Here is a 17,044-nt window from a genome sequence, read left to right on the forward strand (position 1 = left end):
GCCCACACTTTTGCCCGATTAATAACACGTGTTATAAGATGAGAGGAGAATGTTAATGTTCTGGACAGAAGATAAGCTTGGTGCACGGTTGAGAGAGCTTGAGAGTTACAGGTACCGTGAGGGGATTACACTTGAGGAATGGCAGGTTACTGAGGATCCGGAGGGAGCTAATGGTGCCTATCCACCCGTACTTGATGGGGACAGGAAGCTGCTGACCGGGGAGTATTGGACCGGCTATGATGCTTATCTGTGGCTGTACCGTAAGGTAACCGTGCCTGCCGAATGGCAGGGCAAACGTGTTGTCGGGCTGTTCGATTTCGGGCGCACCGGCGGGGGGAATAACGGCGGGTTCGAATCGCTGCTGTACCTGGACGGGAAGCCATATCAGGGGGTCGACTCCAACCATCAGGAGGTATTCCTGGAAGACAGTGTGGCCGGCCGGGAGCTGGATTTCACCTTCCGCTTATGGTCGGGCTTGAACGGCGACGGTCAGCTGATTCCGCAGGAGCACAAGATCAAGCGGTCGGAGCTGGCGTATCTGGATGAGTCCACTGACAATCTCTATTATACCGGCCGGGCTGCGCTGGGTACGATCAAGCAGCTGCAAGACAGCCAGATTCAGAAGCATGAGCTGCTAACCGCTTTGAACAAGGCCTTCAACCTGCTGGACTGGTCCAGACCTGGAAGCGAAGCGTTCTATGCTTCAGTCCAGGAGGCCGAGTCAAGCCTGCTCGCAGACCTGTCCCGGCTGGAGCAGGAGCATCCGGTAACGGTGACCGCCATCGGCCATACACATATCGATGTGGCCTGGTTATGGCGGCTTACCCACACCCGGGAGAAAGCAGCCCGTTCCTTCTCGACGGTACTCCGGCTGATGAAGCAGTTCCCGGAGTACATTTTTTTGCAGACCCAGCCTCAGCTCTATGCGTACATCAAGCAGGATTACCCGGAGATCTATCAGGAGATTAAGGAGCGGGTGGAAGAGGGGCGCTGGGAAGCCGGAGGGGCGATGTGGCTGGAAGCGGACTGTAATCTGACGAGCGGTGAGTCGCTGGTGCGGCAGATTTTGTATGGGACAAAGTTTTTCCGTGAGGAGTTCGGGGTGGACTGTAAATACCTATGGCTGCCGGATGTGTTCGGTTATAGCTGGGCGCTGCCGCAGATTCTGCGTAAATCGGGCATCGACACCTTCATGACGACCAAGATCAGCTGGAGCCAATACAACCGGATGCCGCATGATACGTTCCAGTGGAGAGGGATTGACGGCAGCGAGGTGCTGACCCACTTCATCACGACGCCGGAGGGCCCTGAATCGGGGGCCTGGTATTACACCTATAACGGGCTGATCGAGCCTTTCTCCGTGCAGGGCATCTGGGAGCAGTACCGCGACAAGAACCTGAACCGCGAGCTGCTGCTGTCCTACGGATACGGGGACGGGGGCGGCGGTGTCAACCGCGAGATGCTGGAGATGCGGCGGCGGTTGGATATGATGCCGGGTCTTCCGCAGGTGAAGACGGGCCGGGCAGCGGAGTACTTCGAACGGCTCAATGAGACGATAGACGCTACGGATGAGTATGTGCATACCTGGGATGGGGAGCTATACTTGGAGTACCACCGGGGAACTTATACAAGCCAGGCCTATAATAAAAAAATGAACCGCAAGCTGGAGCTGCTCTACCGCGAAGCGGAATGGCTGCAGATGCTCTGGGCGGCGGAGAGCGGCGGATTCGGCCAGTATCCGGCGGACTCGCTCCTGGAAGGCTGGCAGACCATTCTGCGCAACCAGTTCCACGATATTATTCCCGGCTCCTCCATTCATGAGGTGTACGAGGATTCCCGGGTAGAATATGCGGAAGCGGAGCAGATTGGCCTGGCAGCGCGGACAGCGGCTGTGGAGGGACTTGCCGGTCTCGCATCTGTCCCTGCCGAGGGGGCACCTGCGGGACTTGCCGGTCTCCCTCCGGCAGAAACCCCGATGCAGACGGAATACACGCTGTTTAACAGCGCCTTCTTCACCGCTCCCCGGCTGGCAGCCGTGCCTCATGTTGGAGAGAATGCTATCTGGACAGACGCCGAGGGTAACCGGCTGACTGCCCAGCGCTCCCGCGGGCAGTGGCTGGTGGAGACGGCGGCGGTCCCGGCAATGGGCAGTACAGTGATTGTTGCCGCTGAGCCTGGCGGTACCGAAGCCGCTCATCCAGAACCTACCGTTCCTTTCCGCTGGCAGGATTCCACACTGACCACTCCTTATTATATTCTGGAGTGGAACGGATCTGGGCAGCTTAGCCGGATCTTCGACCGCCGTGCAGAACGCGAGGTGCTGGCACAGGGCGAATGCGGCAATGTGCTGCAGGTCTTCGAGGATAAGCCAAAGATGTTCGATGCCTGGGATATCGATCTGTTCTACCAGGAGAAGATGCGGATCATCAGCGATCTGCGTTCCGTCAAGCTGACCGAATGCGGGCCGCTTCAGGCAGTGCTGGAATTCGTCTGGGGCTACATGGATTCCTCCATTGTCCAGAAAGTCAAGGTCTATGCCGGAAGCGCGCGGATTGATTTCGAGACCTATGTAGACTGGCATGAGCAGCAGCAGCTACTGAAGGCAGCCTTCCCTGTGGCCGTGCGGGCTACGGAAGCGACCTATGATATCCAGTTCGGCAATGTGAAGCGGCCGACTCACTGGAATACAAGCTGGGATTATGCGCGGTTCGAGAGCGTGGGGCATCAGTGGGCCGATCTGTCGGAGCGGGGCTACGGGGTCAGCCTGCTGAACGACTGCAAATACGGCTATGACATCAAGGATCATACGATGCGGCTGTCGCTGATCAAATCGGCAACCAGCCCGGACCGGCTGGCGGATCAGGGCGAGCACAACTTTACGTATGCCCTGCTTCCGCATGAAGGGGATTGGGTGGCTGCGGGCACGGTGCAGGAAGCGTGGGCGCTGAACCAGCCCCTTTTGGCCGTGCAAGGTGCCTATACCGCCGGAGCCGGCAAATCCCTGATCACCTGCGATGCCCCGAACATTGCGATCGATGCCGTGAAGCTGGCGGAAGACGGCAGCGGCTGTATCGTCCGGCTGCATGAGTTCACCGGAACACGCTGCACGACGAATGTCAGCAGCGATTATGCCGTCTCCTCCTGGCAGCTGCGCGATCTGATGGAGCGCCCGCTGGACACAAAAGCAGTAGAAATTCCAGCGATCCGGCTTGATTTCAAGCCTTATGAGATCCATACGGTTCATTTAACTTTTGCCTGATGCACATCGAAAAGACCGCCATTCCGGCAGGGGAGTTTTCACAACACCCTGCCGAAATTGGCGGCCTTTTTTATGGGCCCAATATATGAGGAAAACAGCATAGATTGTGCTGGCGCAGAGGCGTGTGGTCTGAATGTATGCGGAAAACAACACACATTTGCTAGCGTACAGGCGCACAGTCCGAATGTATGCGGAAAACAGCATAGATTGTGCTAGCGCGCAGGGGTGTGGTCTGAATGTATGCGGAAAACAACACACATTTGCTAGCGCTCAGGCGCACAGCCCGAATGTATGCGGAAAACAGCATAGATTGTGCTAGCGAGCAGGGGTGTGGCCTGAATGTATGCGGAAAACAACACACATTTGCTAGCGCGCAGGCGCACAGCCCTAATATATGCGGAAAACAGCATATAATTGCTGGGGCCAGGTGTTCTAATATACCACGGTTCCCGCATACTTACATCAGCTTAATCAGCTCTTCCAGGTGGGCAACCAGACTTTTGGCAAGCTCGAAATTGTTATCCTTCAGCGCCAGTTCTACCCGGGTCTCGGCTGCTTTCTTCTTCTGCTCCAGCTCCAGATAATCTTTATCGAAATGCCGGGCATAGATCATCTTCTTGAATTTCTTGATCGTCATCTTGCGGATTGTCTTATTGTCAATAATCAGGACATAGTCCATCCCGTTGACCACGGAATAGAAGTCATGCGAGATCATAAGAATCGCGCCCTTGTACTCCTGGATGGCTTGGTCCAGCGCGATTTGCGTGTAGGTGTCCAGATGGCTGGTCGGCTCATCGAGCAGCAGGACATTGGCTTTCAGGGCAGATACCTTGGCCAGCTGGAGCAGATTTTTTTCGCCGCCGGACAGGGCTTCTATTCTCTGGTTCACGATCTCGCCTTCAAAGCCGTAGTCTGCCAGATGGGAGCGGATCTCATCATACGTAGCCATTCCGGCCTCGATGAATTCTTCGAGCAGGGTGTTCGAATCTGTCAGCACTTCGCCTTGAAGCTGGGACAGATAAGCTACCGTAGCCTCCGGGCTCAGGGTTATAGAGTCGTGCTGGCCCCGCGCGATATCGCGCAGCAGGGTTGTTTTGCCGGTACCGTTCGGACCGATCAGGGCGACTTTATCACCAGCCTTCATCTCGAAGCTAACCTTGTCCAGCAGCAGTTCATCGAAGGCCGCCCGGTACTCCTGGACTGTCACCACAGGCGCGTCGTCGTCCTGCGGCTCATGCACCATTCCCAAATGAATCTGCGGCTGCTTAATGTCCACGAACGGCGCTTTGATTCTGCGGGCTTCCAGTCTCTCTTGAAACTTCACTCTCGCTTTCAGCGCTCTCCCTCTGGAGGCTTCTGAATTATACGTGGCGATCGCACGTAGGTTGTCGATGATCACATCGTTGCGCTCAATCTCTTCCTGTTCGGCGAGGGCCAGCTCCTGCAGCTCTATTTTGGTCTGTAGCAGGGAGAGGTTGTATTCCAGATAGCGGCCGTCAAACTCTTGAAGCTCCTTATTTTCCAGATGAATAATCTTGTTAAAACAATGGTTAAGCAGATAACGGTTGTGCGTAACCACCAGCAGAATTCCCTTATGCGAGTTAATCAGCTGCCGGAGCGCATTCAGGTTCTCGAAGTCCAGAAATACATCCGGCTCATCCATAATCAGGAAGTCAGGACGGTTCAGAATTTCCTTCATGACCTGAACGAGCTTGAATTCCCCGCCGCTCAGCTCGGATACCTTGAGGTCTCTGCGCTTCATGAGATCAGCCAGATTCAGCTTTTTGTGAATGAGGCTCTCGTAATCCTCTCCGCCCAAGGCCTCAAAAGCGTCCAGAGCCAGTTGATACTTCTCCAGCAGCGGCTCAATATCCGCCGAGGTCTCCATCTCTGTGCAGATGAGCTGTATTTCCTCCTGTAGCTTAATGAAGGGTCCGGCTATATATTCAAACACGGTGATGTCGGCAGACAGGTCCGGCTTGGCAAACTGGCTGACATACCCGATGCTGAAATCAGGCTCCATCTCAATGCTGCCGTCGAACAAATATCTGTCCCGGTCCATCAGGATGTCGATCAGGGTGCTTTTTCCGCTGCCGCTGGTTCCGATAAAAGCGCAATGCTGCGCCTCTTCGAGCGTAAACGAAATGTCAGTGTAGAGCTCTTTTTGCGGGAAGGAGAAGGACAGGTGTTGAACTTTAATCATAGGACTACCTTTCTGTGTAGCTGGAATAGTAACTCTTCCCTATTATACAGGTTACACGGGCAATCGGGGGTTCTATAATTGGAATGGAATGCGTTTCCTATGTATAAGGCCAATCTTAGAATAGGACGGAGTGGAATTCATGATCGCAGTTGGGCAATTACGTGTGGAGTATAAGGAGAATCCGCTGGGGCTGGATATTGCGAGGCCAAGAATCAGCTGGCAGGTGAGAGCAGATGAGCGGGATGTGAGGCAGCAGGCATATCAATTACAGGTGGCAGGCACGGAGGATTTCGGGAGCGTGTGGTGGGATTCGGGCAGAGTGGAGTCCGGGGACTCCCTGCACATTGAGCTGAAGGAGCTGCAGCTGCAGTCCAGGACGCGCTATTATTACCGGGTGAAAATATGGGATCAGCACCATCGTCCCACGGAGTGGTCCGAAGCGGCCTGGTGGGAGATGGGGCTGCTCTCGCCGGAGGAGTGGACCGCAGAATGGATTACGGCTCCCTTGGCCTGCCTTGCGGAAGAGGCTGAGCAAAGCCCGCTGCTGCGCGGCAGCTTCCAGGTGGACCGGCCAGTCGCCCGCGCCAGAATCTATGTGACCAGTCTCGGGCTGTATGAGCTGGAGCTAAACGGCGTGCGGGTGGGCGATACTTATCTCAATCCCGGGTGGACCAGTTACAGCCAGCGTCTGCAATACCAGACGTATGATGTGACCCCGCTGCTTGTCCTTGGAGACAATGCGGCGGGTGCCTGGCTCGGGAACGGCTGGTACAAAGGGAATCTCGGCTGGGAGCACAGGAAGCATATCTATGGCAGCCGGACAGCGCTGCTGATGCAGCTTCATCTTACGTATGAGGACGGCACGGAGCAGATCATAGGAACTGGCCCGCAGTGGACAATTTCGCCCGGCCCCCTCCTCATGTCGGAGCTGTATCATGGCGAGACCTATGACGCCCGCTTGGCGCAGCACGGCTTCAGCCTGCCGGGGTATGACGACACGCTCTGGACACCGGCGGAGATTCTTCCGCATGCCAAGAATATTCTGCTCGCGCAGGAGAATGATCCGGTCCGGGCAGTCCAGGAATTGGTTCCTGTGGACCTCATCCGCACCCCGGCAGGGGAGACGGTGCTCGATATGGGGCAGAATATGGTCGGCTGGCTGCGGTTCACCGTAGATGGCGCGGCGGGTCAGGAATATCAGCTGCGGCATTTCGAGGTGCTGGATCAGCAGGGAAATGTATATACCGATAACCTCCGGACGGCCAGGCAGACCGTTGCTTATACCGCCCGTGGCGGGGGCAGGGAGAGCTTCCAGCCGCATTTTACCTTCCAGGGCTTCCGTTATGTCCAGCTGATCGGCTTCCCGGACCCGCTGGATCTGCAGGACTTCACAGGCGTGGTGCTGCATTCGGATACGGAGCCGACCGGCACTTTTACCTGCTCCAATGCACTATTGAATCAGCTCCAGCACAACATCCTATGGGGGCAAAAAGGGAATTTCGTCGATGTGCCAACCGACTGCCCGCAACGGGATGAACGGCTCGGGTGGACCGGGGACGCTCAGATGTTCATCCGCACGGCCGCGTATCTGATGAATGTGGCACCCTTTTTCAGCAAATGGCTGAGGGATCTGTCTGCTGATCAGCGGGAGGATGGAGGAGTTCCCTACGTGATTCCGCATATATTGGGGGAGGAGGCGCATTCCTCTGCGGCGTGGGGCGATGCGGCGGTTATCTGTCCGTGGACGATATACCAGTGTTACGGCGATAAGCGGATTCTGGAGCAGCAGTACAGCAGCATGCAGGACTGGGTGGAGTATATCCGCCGCCAGGGAACAGATGAGTTCCTATGGAATACCGGCGTTCACTTCGGAGATTGGCTGGGTCTGGATGCCAAAGCAGACAGTCATGTGGGTGCTACGGACCGGAACTATATCGCAACGGCCTTCTATGCTTATTCGGTCCAGCTGATGGCAAAAACGGCGAAGGTGCTGGGCCGGACCGGCGATGTGGAGAAGTACTCGCAGCTTCATCAACGGGTCAAGGAAGCATTCAACCAAACGTATATCCTGCCAGCGGGGGAGGAAGGTCCGGCAACCCAAACAGCCTGTGTGCTGGCGTTAATGTTCGGACTAGTGGAGGGGAGTGCAAAAGACCGCACCGTAGCGGGACTTATCCGGCTGCTGGAAGCGAGCGGGTATCACCTTACGACAGGCTTCGTCGGCACGCCTTACTTAAATCTGGTGCTGGCGGATGCGGGACACTACGAGGCTGCTTACAAGCTGCTGCTCCAGACGGACTATCCATCCTGGCTGTACCCGATTACCCGCGGCGCAACTACGATCTGGGAGCACTGGGATGGAATGAAGGAGGACGGAAGCTTTTGGAGCGCGTCGATGAATTCGTTTAATCATTATGCTTATGGAGCGATTGGTGATTTCCTGTACCGCTATGTGGCCGGGATCGAGCAGACAGAGGAGGAGCCGGGCTACAAGCAGTTCCTGATCCAGCCGCATCCGGGAGGCGGACTCACCTCGGCTGCCGCCACTCTGGAATCCATGTACGGGACGATCCGTTCCGAATGGACAATAGACTCCGGGATAATTGGACTGACCGCCGTGGTTCCCCCGAATACCTCGGCTACGGTGCTGTTGCCTGACGCCTTGCTGGCTGAAGTGTCGGAGACAGGAATAGCGGCTGGGCAGCAGCTTGAGCAGATCCCCGGCATTCATTCCGCTGAGCAGCTGGCACAGGCGGTGAAGGTTACACTCGGCTCCGGGGAATACAGATTCCAGTACCCTTTGCGGAAGTAAGGGAAGTGTAGCAGACGGGGCTATTTCAGCCACTGATCATGCTGCGATGCAGAGCCTTCGGGAGTAGGGGGCTCTGTTTTTTTGTTGTGCTGGAAAGTGCGAACACACATTGTGCCGGTGCAAGGGTGCGCGGGCCAGATGTAATCGGAAAACCGATTACATTGCGCTGGATGCTACTGTGCGGGCCAGATGTAATCGAAAAACCGATCACATTGCGCTGGATGATACTGTGCGGGCCGAATGCAATCGAAAAACCGATCACATTGCGCTGGATGGTACTGTGCGGGCCAGATGTAATCGAAAAACCGATCACATTGCGCTGGATGCTACTGTGCGGGCCGAATGTAATCGAAAAACCGATTACATTGCGCAAAATGAGGATGTGCGAGCCAAACGTATTCGAAAAACCGAATACAATGTGCCGAGTGAGGATGCGCGGGCCGAATGTATGCGGAAAACCGAGCACAATGGGGCGGTGCAGACGTTGGTTGGCTGCTTAAAGGACAACAAAGCCGTGTTCACTTGTAATTCTTCCTTCCATCTTTTCCGCATCCCATTCCCCAACCCCTTGCATTCCCCCCGCATAAGGGCTATCATAGATAAATAAAGTCTGTAATTACGGACGTAGTCTATATTTATTTTCCATATATTGGTCCAAATTTATGGTCAATATATAGTCCTCATGTAAGGTGGAATAAGACATGAAATACTCCAAAGCAACGAACTACGCCCTGCATACGATGCTGTTCCTGGTGGCGCACACTCCCGATAAACCAATGGGCGTGCAGCAGCTTGCCGAGCGGCAGAATGTATCGCCAACGTATTTGTCGAAGATTCTGACCAAGCTGGTGAAGGCCGGGCTTATCGAATCCGCATCCGGGGCCAATGGCGGGTATCGTCTGCGGCGCAAGGGGGACGAAATCTCGTTCCTGGATATCATCCATGCCATTGAAGGCACAGCGTCGCTGTTCGACTGCTCCCTGGACCATCCGAGTGAGTGTCTGATTCAGCAGGAGATGGTCAAGGCCGAAGGGCAGATGGAGGATTATCTGCGTAACAAAATGATGTCCGAGCTTGCCGGGAAGATGCTGGCCTGTCAATAAGCTCTGGCACCATGCTGTGTCGTTCTGTGTGCTGCTATTTCCCGCTGTAACGGATACCGTCCCTTCAAGGGGCGGTATAGCCGTTGCAAATTAGCGGGTATTATAGATATTCAAAGTCTGTTAAGTCTGTAGAATCTTAGCTGTAATTATAGTGCGATGAATACAACCAGGAGAGGATGAATGATTAATGAATAACGGATTATTCGATGCAAGCGTATGGGAGAAGGCCTGGAAGGAAGATCCCAAGGCAATGGCTAACAAGTTCAAGGCGATGGGCATGAACCCGCACACGAGCTTCGATCATAAAGCCGATGTGTTCAATGAAGAGGTCTTCAGCAGTGCCGGGCGGGACCGGAGCGAGCGGATTATCGGCTGGATGGAAGGCCAGGGCGTGGATTTTAACGGGTTGACTGTTCTCGATGTGGGGGCGGCTTCGGGCGGATTCACGGTTCCTTTTATCGAGCGGGGGGCCAAGGTTACAGCAGTAGAGCCTAATGTTCCCTTAGCGGAGCTGTTCCTGAAGAACACTGCCGGAGCAGCCCCCGGACAGGTGGAGCTGGTGCATGAAGCCTTCGAGAATATCGACATTGCTGCACGCGGCTGGCTGAATGCCTTCGATCTGGTCTTCGTGTCCATGTGTCCGGCGGTGTTCGACTGGGAGAGTGCGGAGAAGGTGATCAGCTGTGCCAAGCAATACTGCTATATCAGCACCTCGGCAGGTGTGCAGGAGCATAGTCTGATGAATGAAGTACTGCCGTTGCTGACAGGCAGAGAGGTTCATGCGGAGTCCTCGGATATGGCTTATCTGACTCAATTATTATATTTGAAGGGCTATTCCTATGAGACCATCATTACCCGCGAAGCGAAAAGCAAGGAGCTGTCACTGGAAGCAGCCGCCGCTGAGGTGATGGAGATGCTGCCGCTGCATCATCTGGACGGGGGAGAGGCTGCCCGCAAAGTAGTAACGGACTATTTGCACACGGCCTACCCGCAGCAGCAAGTCATTGTCTGCCAAGGCGGACGGTTCGGCAAAGTGCTGATTAAGCTCCAGGACCTGAATATGTACAGCCGGGCCGCTGCCGGAACATCCGGGAAATCTGCCGATCCTGTGAAGCGTTGAACCGGAGCGCGCCATCCCCTGGACATGAGATTGTCTTTCCTAGGAAAGATGCTATCATAGAGAATAGGTCCCTGCGCGGGACCTATTTTCTTATATTAGGAGGACTGAGGGCTATGAGCAGGAACAAGCGTATTTTCGAGCATGACCTGATGAAGAAGGTAGGTGAAATCTACTATGAGCCATAGTCTCAGAACTGTTTCCTTACGCGAGGAGCTGGTGCAGCAGCTGGTCTATCTCGATGAGCATAAATTCTCCATTCTGGACAGGGGAACATGGGAGTCTCCGGCTGAGCGGGCAGAGGTACAGGCGATGATCAAGAGCTATCAGGAGACGGTGGAGCGGATTCTGTCCGGTGACAACGATGCCCTTGAGCGTTCTATGGTGCTGGTCGGTTCCCGGGTGTCGCTGCGGATCGGCCAGGAGACGCTGAAGGATACGTACCGGATTGTAATTCCTGGTGAAGCTGAGCTGGATGAATTCTGCATTTCACTCTGGTCGCCTATGGGCAGAGGGCTGATTCTGGCGTGTCCGGGCGAGACGGTAACGATTCAGACCCCGTTCGGCAGCGATGAGGTCTTAATTCTTGATAATAGGTACGAGAGAAGCTGATTGCTTACAAAAAAGAGGCGTCCCTGATCATCCTGCGATGATGGGGGACGCCTCTTTGCCTTCGGCCCTGTTTGCGGCCGGGAGTTACAATTCTTCGATCTCCTGCAGCCAGAGCGCGGCAGAAGCATCGCTTGGCATGCGCCAGTCGCCGCGCGGCGAGAGGCTGACCGTGCCGACCTTTGGTCCGTCCGGCAGGCAGGAGCGCTTGAACTGCTGGGTGAAGAAGCGGGTGACGAACACCTTCAGCCAGGCGGTTAGCTGCTCCTTGGGATAAGCACCGCCGAAGGCGTGCTGGGCGAGATAGAGCATTTTGCCGGGAGAAGCGCCAGTACGCAGCATGTAATAGAGAAAGAAATCATGCACAATGTAAGGCCCCAGGATATTCTCGGTCAGCTGGACAATCTCTCCGGTGGCCGAAGGCGGCAGCAGCTCAGGGCTGATTCCGGTCTCGATAATGCTGTGGAGGTACTTGTTCACCGTCTCGTCGGCTTCATGGTCCGCATACCAGGCGACAACATACTGGATCAACGTCTTCGGAATACCCGAATTCACGCTGTACATCGACATATGGTCGCCGTTATAGGTACACCAGCCCAGCGCCAGCTCGGACAGGTCGCCTGTGCCGATGACAATCCCGCCGTTCTTGTTGGCGAGGTCCATCAGAATCTGGGTACGCTCACGGGCTTGTACGTTCTCGTAAGTCAGGTCATGCACCTCGGGGTCGTGGCCGATGTCCGCGAAGTGCTGGAGGCAGGCCGCCTTGATATCAACGACCTTCATCGTGGCGCCGAGCGCCTTGATCAAGCCAACCGCATTATCATAGGTGCGGTTGGTTGTGCCGAAGCCCGGCATCGTGACTGCCAGCACATCGCTGGCCGGACGTCCGAGCAGCTCCATGGCCCGCACAGCAACCAGCAGCGCGAGCGTAGAGTCGAGGCCGCCGGAGATGCCGATCACAGCCTGCTTGGTACCGATGTGGCGGATACGCTTCATCAGGCCAGAGGTCTGGATCGAGAGAATCTCCTGGCAGCGTTCGTCCCGCTGGAGCGGATTGCCCGGCACGAACGGGTTGACGCCTACGTTCCGTCTCAGCTCCCGCCGGGTGCCGCTGCCAAGCGGCGCGGCATAGAGAATCTCACGGTAGTTGCGTCCGCCCTTGCCTGCCCGGAACGTGCCCATCACGGTGCGGGAATACTGCAGCCGCGGAAGGTCAATGTCGGCGGTAATCATCCGGCTCTCATGGGTGAAGCGTTCCGATTCGGCCAGCAGCTGGCCGTTCTCCGCGATCAGCGAATGTCCGCCGAAGACAACGTCTGTTGTCGATTCGCCCGTGTTGCAGCTGGCATAGACATAACCGGCGACACAGGAGGCGGACTGGCCGCCGACCAGCTGGCGGCGGTAATCGGCCTTGCCGACCAGCTCGTTGCTGGCCGAAGGGTTGAACAGCAGCGTGGCCCCGGCCTGGGCCAGCAGGCTGCTTGGCGGCACAGGTACCCAGAGATCCTCACAGATCTCCACACCGAACGACAGATTACCGTCACTCTCACAAGCAAAAATCAGATCATTGCCCACCGGCACCGCCGATCCGCCGATCCGCAGCTCAGACACCTCCAGTTCCTCGGCTCCCGCGAACCAGCGCGGCTCGTAGAATTCGCTGTAGCCGGGAATGCAGGTCTTGACCACAATCCCGAGAATCCGGCCCTCCTGGAGGACAGCGGCACAGTTAAACAGCCTGCTCTTGATGGAGACCGGCAGGCCGGCAATAACAATCATCTGGTGCTCCGCCGTTGCAGCCGTAATCCGCAGCAGTGCCTGCATCGCGGATTCCAGCAGCCGGGGCTGGAGGAACAGATCCGCACAGCTGTAGCCGGTGATGCACAGCTCCGGGAGTACCAGGTACTCCACCTCCTGAGCGCTGGCTGTATTGATCGCTTCAATAATCTGGTCTGCATTGAATACGCAGTCAGCCACCCGGAGTTCCGGGGAAGCGGCGGCGACTCTTGCGAATCCGTAATTCTGCATTCATTTCACCTGTCCTTTACACGTCCTGTAGTTGAAGTAAGCTATCTATTAATTGTACCCATCAATGGGCACCGGTAACAAGCAGGGATTATCACAAGCGCTTCCATTTGCCTTCCCGCGGGTATAAACTAAACAGGGATGTAACAGTTAGCTATGATGAATGAGATATAGAAGAGGAAGGGAGCAACCCATTATGCCATTAGCAGGACAAGAACTGATCGAAGAAATCCGCAGCACCGAGGTGCCTTACGGCTGCCTGGCGGTCTGGTTCCTCGGACAAGCCAGCGTTATTGTCAAGGGGGCGGGGGTGACCGTCTACATTGATCCTTATGTATCCCCGAACCCGGACCGGACTTTCCCGCCGCCGGTGGGGCCTGGTGAAATTACAAATATGGAGGTCTGCCTGATTACCCATGACCATTCAGATCATCTGGATGAGGAGGCGCTCCCCGTGCTTGCCGGACTGAATCCGCAGGCGCAGTTCATGGCTCCGGCGGTCTGCCTGGAGCGTCTGCAAGAGCTGGGCATCCGCAAGGAGCAGCTCACCGCTGCCTTGCCTGCCAGTGCAGCAGAGCCTGCCAGCGGGCTGAAGGTGATTCCCGTTGCAGCGGCGCACGAACAGCTTGAACGCGATGAACAGGGTCATCCTAAGTATGTGGGCTACATTCTGGAGCTGAACGGGGTGACACTCTATCATGCCGGGGATACCGTGCTGTTCCCTGAGCTGATTGAGGAGGTTGGCAGCCGCAAGATCGATCTGGCGCTGCTGCCGATTAACGGACGCGATTATTACCGGGGCAGCCGCAATATCGTCGGCAATATGAATTACCGGGAAGCGGTGGAGTTCGCGGCGACCTCAGGCTTTGAGACCGTGGTACCGCTGCATTATGACCTGTTCGCCGGCAATGCCGAGAATCCGGGCTATTTCGTAGATCACCTGTACCGCCACTTTCCGGAGCAGAAGTTCCATATGATGGCCAGAGCGGAACGGTTCGTGTATGTGTCGGCGCAGGCTTTTAAGCGTGAAGGTTAAGACCTAATGCGAGTCAGCAGGGTAGAGCAGGGAAACCTGATATTTGGCAAGGAACTCGATCCATTCCTCAGACGGCCGCTGATCGGTGACGATATAATCGACCTTGTCGAAGCTGAACAGCCGGATGAAGGCGATCCGGTCGAATTTGGAATGGTCAGCCAGAAGGACCACCTTGCTCGCCTGCCGCTGCATCAGCACCTTAAGCTCGGTCTCCGCTTCGTTGGAATCGCAGAGTCCGCCGGTCATGGAGAGTGCCTTGCAGCTGAAAATCGCTACATCCACATTATATTTCAGAATGGTCTGCGAGGCCGTAGGCCCGACGAAAGAGCTGGTCTCCGGCCCGAGCAGGCCCCCCGTGGAGATAAGCTTTTGCCCGGAATGCTGGAATTCTGACAATACCGCCAGGGAATTGGTGATGATGGTCAGATTTTTTTTGTCCTCCACAATTCTCCGCAAGCCTTCAAAAGCCGTAGTGCTGGTGTCCGTCATCACGCTGTCCCCGTCATTAATCAGCTCCAGCAGACTTGCCGCAATCATCCGCTTCGCTTCAATGTTGACCTGATGCCTGTGCGAGTAGGAGGGGTCCTCGTTGGTGTGAGCGTTCAGAATCGCCCCGCCGTAATTCTTCTTGGCAATGCCCTCCTTGTCCAGCCGGTCAAGATCGCGCCGGATCGTCTCCTCCGATACACCGAATTTCTGCGCCAGATCCGCCACGTGAACCTTCTTATGCCTGTAGAGCTCATTAATGACCAGATCCCGCCGTTCAAAAGCCTTCATAGCATGCCCACCCTTACGTTATGTAGTTATGTACAGTTTACTATAATCTGCTGTATAACATAAATCCCACAAAAACAAACAATTCCACAGTTTACTGCAATTATATCACACAAAACCACACAATAACCAAATTTAAAGTGTGGAATAGTGTTGACTTTGCAGGTGAGTGATTCTATGATGTAGAAGAAATGGATTAGTCGGCGAAGGAAGACAAAAATGTGCAGACCGCAGAGGCTGTATTTGGTAGCGCTTACTAATCGGAGCCATAGCTCCAGTGTAATGTTCTCATACTATCAACTTACGATTCCGGGGAGGAACAGCAGTGACAGCAAATTATCCGAAGATTGGAATCCGGCCGACGATTGATGGCAGAAGACGCGGGGTGCGCGAATCGCTGGAGGCACAGACGATGGGCATGGCGCAGCGCGTGGCGGCATTTTTGCAGGAGAATCTAAGATATCCGGATGGTTCACAGGTGGAGTGTATCATTGCCGATTCTACGATTGGCGGCGTGAAGGAGGCTGCTGCGGCGGCGCAGAAGTTCGCGGGTGCAGGGGTAGGCGTATCGATTACAGTCACCCCGTGCTGGTGCTATGGCTCGGAAACGATGGACATGGATGCGGCCATCCCGCATGCGGTATGGGGATTCAACGGAACGGAGCGCCCCGGCGCAGTGTATCTGGCGGCAGTTCTGTCTGCTTATGCGCAAAAAGGCATTCCGGCCTTCGGTATCTACGGAGAGGATGTCCAGGAATCCAGCAGCGAGGAAATCCCGGCGGATGTTCAGGTGAAGCTGCTGCAGTTCGCGAGGTCCGCGCTGGCGGCCGCTTTGATGAAGGGCAAGTCCTATCTGTCGATGGGCTCCGTGTCGATGGGAATCGCCGGCTCCATTGTGAACGAACAGTTCTTCCAGGAATATCTCGGCATGCGCAATGAATATATCGATATGTCTGAATTTGTACGCCGATTTGAGGAAGGGATCTATGATCCCGAGGAGTTCGCGCGGGCGCTGGCCTGGGTGAAGGACAACTGCCGTGTGGGGGCGGATAATAACCCGCAGCATCTGCAGCTGAGTGAAGAGGTTAAGGAAGAGCAGTGGGAGACGGTGGTCAAAATGACGCTGATTGCCCGTGATCTCATGACCGGCAATCCGCAGCTTGCGAAGCTTGGCTTCGAAGAAGAAGCGAATGGTCACAATGCCCTGCTGGGCGGCTTCCAGGGCCAGCGGCAGTGGACCGACCATTTCCCGAACGGCGACTTCATGGAGACGATTCTGAACTCCTCGTTCGACTGGAACGGCAGACGGGCGCCTTATATCGTCGCCACCGAGAATGACAGCCTGAACGGGGTGACGATGCTGTTCAATTATCTGCTGACGAATACAGCGCAGATTTTTGCCGATGTCCGCACCTTCTGGAGTCCGGCTGCCGTGAAGCGGGTGACCGGGTATGAGCTGGAGGGAGCGGCAGCAGGTGGTCTGCTGCATCTGATCAATTCCGGCTCGGCAGCGCTGGACGGCACCGGCGAGCAGAGTATTGACGGCAAGCCGGCAATTAAGCCGTTCTGGGATATCACGGATGAAGAGGCGGCTGCCTGTATCGCGCAGACCCAGTTCCGCCCGGCTTCCCAGGAATATTTCCGGGGAGGCGGCTTCTCCACGGACTATCTGACCCGGGGCGGCATGCCGGTCACCATGGCACGGCTCAATTTGGTCAAGGGTCTGGGACCTGTACTCCAGCTGGTAGAGGGCTACACTGTTGAACTCCCGGGAGAGGTTCATGATACGCTCGACCAGCGCACTGACCCTACCTGGCCGACAACCTGGTTCGCTCCGAAGCTGACCGGACATGGCTCCTTCCAGTCTGTCTATGATGTGATGAACAATTGGGGCGCCAATCACGGGGCGATCAGCTACGGGCATATTGGCGCGGATCTCATTACGCTGGCCTCGATCCTGCGGATTCCGGTCAGTATGCATAACGTGGAGGAAGCGCGGATTTTCCGTCCGCGCGTCTGGTCGCTGTTCGGCACCGAGAATCTGGAGAGTGCCGATTACAGAGCCTGCCGCAACTTTGGCCCGCTCTACTAATCCCTCAGGTGAAGAGG

11 protein-coding genes are annotated in these 17,044 nt (G+C 55.8%); 7 read left to right on the forward strand and 4 right to left on the reverse strand.

Annotated elements, in window-relative coordinates:
- The first annotated feature begins 55 nt into the window (after positions 1 to 55).
- Positions 56 to 3,259: an alpha-mannosidase gene (locus NSU18_RS30090; protein ID WP_341150814.1), complete on the forward strand. Its 3,204-nt coding sequence runs from the start codon at positions 56 to 58 to the stop codon at positions 3,257 to 3,259.
- Positions 3,260 to 3,716: 457 nt separating this feature from the next.
- Here NSU18_RS30090 and NSU18_RS30095 read toward each other — a convergent pair whose 3' ends face one another.
- Positions 3,717 to 5,462: an ABC-F family ATP-binding cassette domain-containing protein gene (locus tag NSU18_RS30095; RefSeq protein WP_341150815.1), complete on the reverse strand. Its 1,746-nt coding sequence runs from the start codon at positions 5,460 to 5,462 to the stop codon at positions 3,717 to 3,719.
- 139 nt (positions 5,463 to 5,601) lie between these two features.
- Between NSU18_RS30095 and NSU18_RS30100 the strand changes: the two genes are divergently transcribed.
- Positions 5,602 to 8,274, forward strand: coding sequence for a glycoside hydrolase family 78 protein (locus NSU18_RS30100; RefSeq protein WP_341150816.1), 2,673 nt, complete (start codon positions 5,602 to 5,604; stop codon positions 8,272 to 8,274).
- A gap of 25 nt (positions 8,275 to 8,299) precedes the next feature.
- Here the strand turns inward: NSU18_RS30100 and NSU18_RS30105 are convergent, their stop codons facing one another.
- On the reverse strand, positions 8,300 to 8,740 hold the full coding sequence (locus tag NSU18_RS30105; RefSeq protein ID WP_341150817.1) for a hypothetical protein: 441 nt from the start codon (positions 8,738 to 8,740) through the stop codon (positions 8,300 to 8,302).
- A gap of 235 nt (positions 8,741 to 8,975) precedes the next feature.
- On the opposite strand from NSU18_RS30105, the gene NSU18_RS30110 reads away from it, so the two are divergent.
- From NSU18_RS30110 to NSU18_RS30120, 3 genes are all read left to right on the forward strand, one after another.
- Positions 8,976 to 9,377 (forward strand): Rrf2 family transcriptional regulator, encoded by a 402-nt coding sequence (locus NSU18_RS30110; protein WP_341017992.1) that lies wholly within the window; start codon positions 8,976 to 8,978, stop codon positions 9,375 to 9,377.
- A gap of 187 nt (positions 9,378 to 9,564) precedes the next feature.
- Entirely contained in the window at positions 9,565 to 10,497 is a 933-nt protein-coding gene (locus NSU18_RS30115) for a methyltransferase domain-containing protein (RefSeq protein ID WP_341150818.1), read from the forward strand.
- A 174-nt stretch (positions 10,498 to 10,671) separates the two neighbouring features.
- Entirely contained in the window at positions 10,672 to 11,106 is a 435-nt protein-coding gene (locus NSU18_RS30120) for a GreA/GreB family elongation factor (RefSeq protein WP_341017994.1), read from the forward strand.
- An 84-nt stretch (positions 11,107 to 11,190) separates the two neighbouring features.
- Here NSU18_RS30120 and NSU18_RS30125 read toward each other — a convergent pair whose 3' ends face one another.
- Positions 11,191 to 13,128 (reverse strand): NAD(+) synthase, encoded by a 1,938-nt coding sequence (locus NSU18_RS30125; RefSeq protein ID WP_341150819.1) that lies wholly within the window; start codon positions 13,126 to 13,128, stop codon positions 11,191 to 11,193.
- 193 nt (positions 13,129 to 13,321) lie between these two features.
- On the opposite strand from NSU18_RS30125, the gene NSU18_RS30130 reads away from it, so the two are divergent.
- The gene (locus tag NSU18_RS30130) at positions 13,322 to 14,161 is read left to right on the forward strand and encodes an MBL fold metallo-hydrolase (RefSeq protein WP_341017997.1); all 840 of its coding nucleotides are present in this window, start codon (positions 13,322 to 13,324) and stop codon (positions 14,159 to 14,161) included.
- Positions 14,162 to 14,164: 3 nt separating this feature from the next.
- Here NSU18_RS30130 and NSU18_RS30135 read toward each other — a convergent pair whose 3' ends face one another.
- Positions 14,165 to 14,938 (reverse strand): DeoR/GlpR family DNA-binding transcription regulator, encoded by a 774-nt coding sequence (locus tag NSU18_RS30135; RefSeq protein WP_341017998.1) that lies wholly within the window; start codon positions 14,936 to 14,938, stop codon positions 14,165 to 14,167.
- Positions 14,939 to 15,260: 322 nt separating this feature from the next.
- Here NSU18_RS30135 and NSU18_RS30140 point away from each other — a divergent pair, with 322 nt between their 5' ends.
- Positions 15,261 to 17,027: an L-fucose isomerase gene (locus NSU18_RS30140; protein ID WP_341017999.1), complete on the forward strand. Its 1,767-nt coding sequence runs from the start codon at positions 15,261 to 15,263 to the stop codon at positions 17,025 to 17,027.
- Positions 17,028 to 17,044: the final 17 nt, after the last annotated feature.

This window comes from Paenibacillus sp. FSL H8-0048, assembly GCF_038002825.1.
GTDB lineage: Bacteria > Bacillota > Bacilli > Paenibacillales > Paenibacillaceae > Paenibacillus_AQ.